Annotated in this window: 1 protein-coding gene and 1 tRNA gene; both read right to left on the reverse strand. The window is 76.5% G+C overall.

Annotated features, from left to right (window positions below):
* Window positions 1-132 precede the first annotated feature (132 nt).
* Window positions 133-206 (reverse strand) — tRNA-Met (locus tag LCE31_RS19190).
* Window positions 207-302: 96 nt separating this feature from the next.
* Window positions 303-2,195, reverse strand: coding sequence for a tetratricopeptide repeat protein (locus LCE31_RS19195; RefSeq protein ID WP_225015774.1), 1,893 nt, complete (start codon window positions 2,193-2,195; stop codon window positions 303-305).
* Window positions 2,196-2,430: the final 235 nt, after the last annotated feature.

Raw genomic sequence — 2,430 nt, forward strand, 5'->3', positions numbered from 1 at the left:
CCCCCCCGCGCCCTCGCCCGGCCCGCCCCCCCCCCCCCCGCCCCGGGGGGGGGGGGTCGGGGTCGGCGCCGTTCGGGCGCCGACATGCCGAAGGCCCGGATCTCCAGGAGATCGGGGCCTTCGGACTTTCCGTAGCGGGGACAGGATTTGAACCTGCGACCTCTGGGTTATGAGCCCAGCGAGCTACCGAGCTGCTCCACCCCGCGTCGATGAACTGAACATTACGTCACGCTCACCGGATGGGCAAATTCCTTCCCGGCGGCCTCCGGGAGGCCTCTCGCCGGGGCCGGGGCGCGGCCGGCTCAGGCCGTCAACTCCTGGTGCAGGGCGTCCAGAAGCTTCGCCGCGCGCTCCGCGACCTCGGCCGGGCCGAGCTCCACCGCGCGGGCGCACCACCGCTGCCCCTCGGTCAGCTCGCCGGACCGCGCGGCGAGCAGCGCGAGCCGCAGGGCGGCCCTGCCATGCCCGGCCCCCGCGGCACGCTTCCACCACAGCACGGCCTCGGCCTCGGCGCCCTCGCGCACGAGGAGCAGGCCGAGGTTGAACGCGCCGCTGCGGCTGCCCGCCTCCGCGGCCTGCCGGTACCAGCCGGCCGCGCCCTCGGTGTCGCCCCTGCGGGCCGCGAGCATGCCCGCGCGCACCTGGGCCCGTACGTGCCCCTGCTCCGCCGCCCGCTCGTACCACAGCTCGCACTCGGTCTTCTCGGTGCGCAGCTGCGCCTCGCCCAGGGCGGGCGGCGCCGCGGGCGGGCGGCGCGCGTCCAGCAGCATGGCGAGGCGGTACGCCGCCTCGACGCTGCCGCCCCCGGCCGAGCAGCGCAGGTGGCGCTCCGCGGTGCGCTCGTCGCCGTCCCTGAGGCAGGCGATGGCGACCTGGAGCGCGGCCTCCGTGTGGCCGCCGGAGGCGGCGCGCTCGTACCACTTGAGCGCGGAGCCGTCGTCGTCGCGGCTGGCGTACAGGATGCCGAGGTTGAACGCGGCGTCGACGCTGCCCGCCTCGGCCGCCTTGGAGAACCACGGCTCCGCGCCCGCCGCGTCGCCGGCCTGGAGCAGCAGCACGGCCAGCGCGTTGGCCGCCTCGCGGTGGCCGGCGTAGGCGGCGCGCCGGTACCACTGCTCGGCCTGCGCGTCCCGCTCCTGGGCGGCGCACAGCAGCGCCAGGTTGTACGCGCCGTTGACGTCGCCCGCGTCCATCGCCGTGCGGTACCAGCGCTCGGCGGACTGCTGTTCGCCGCGGGCCGCGTGCAGCGCGCCGAGCGCGTTGGCCGCGGAGCCGTCGCCGTCCTGGGCGGCGCGCAGCCACCACACGGCGGCCGACTCCTCGTCGCCCGCGTCGCGGAGCAGGAAGGCGAGGGCGCTCGCTGCCTTGGCCTCGCCGTCCTTGGCGGAGCTCAGGTACCAGCGCCCGGCCTCCTTCAGCTCGCCGCGGCGCTCCAGGATCGCGCCGAGGTGCAGGGCCGCGCGCCGGTGGCCGCGCGCGGCGGCCTGCCGGTACCAGTGCACGGCGTCCTCGATCAGCGCGGGGCCCGCCGGGTCCCCCGCAGGCCGCAGCCGCTCCCTGGCGCGGCGCTCCAGCGTGAGGGCGAGACGGTACGAGGCCTCGCGGTGCCCGCGCTCCGCGGCGGCGCGCAGCCAGCGCTCCGCCCCGACGTCGCTGCGGTGTTCGAGCAGGTCGGCGAGGGCGTACGCGCCGGAGGCGTGGCCCTGCTCCGCGGACTGGCGCAGCCAGTACTCGGCGGCGGGCTCGTCGCCGCGCTCGCGGAAGTGCTTGCCGAGGGCGTGGGCCGCGGCGGCGGAGCCCGCGACGGCGGCCACCCGCCACCAGCCGGCGGCCTCGTCGCCGTAACCGCGCTGGTGGAGCAGGACGCCCAGGTTGTTGGCGGCGGCGCGGTCGCCCTCCGCGGTGGCGCACCTCAGGTGGGGCTCGGCGCCGTCGAGGTCGCCACGGCGCAGCAGGAGCGCGCCGAGCGCGCTCGCTGCCGCCGTATCACCCGTCTTCGCCGCGGCTCGGTGGCGGGCTTCCGCCTCGGCCTCGGTCTGCTCGGCCTGGTCCATGGCCTCCGTGGGCTCCGTGGGTCCGGCCGGCTCTGTGGGAGCGGCCGGACCGAGCGTACCGACGCCTGAGCCGACATCGGTACGCCTCCGCGCAAACCGCCCCGTCTCCAACAGAGTTGTCCTATCCCCCATCAAACCCATCGTCGCATTAGCTGCTACCCGCGAACACTTGGTATATCGCGGCCCGCAAGGTCACTTCAGCGTTTTGTCGACATGCCCTGGGAGGGATAAGTCAAACACGGTACGGGCCGCTGCGCACGGACCACTACAGAGTTCGCACAAACACGTGCCGAGGGGGCCGGGGGGGGGGGGGGCGGGGGTGGGGGGGGGGGGGGGGGGGGTGGGGGGGGCGGGGGTTTGTGGAGCGCGGGCGGGG

It is taken from the genome of Streptomyces sp. 8L (assembly GCF_020176795.1).
Classification (GTDB): domain Bacteria; phylum Actinomycetota; class Actinomycetes; order Streptomycetales; family Streptomycetaceae; genus Streptomyces.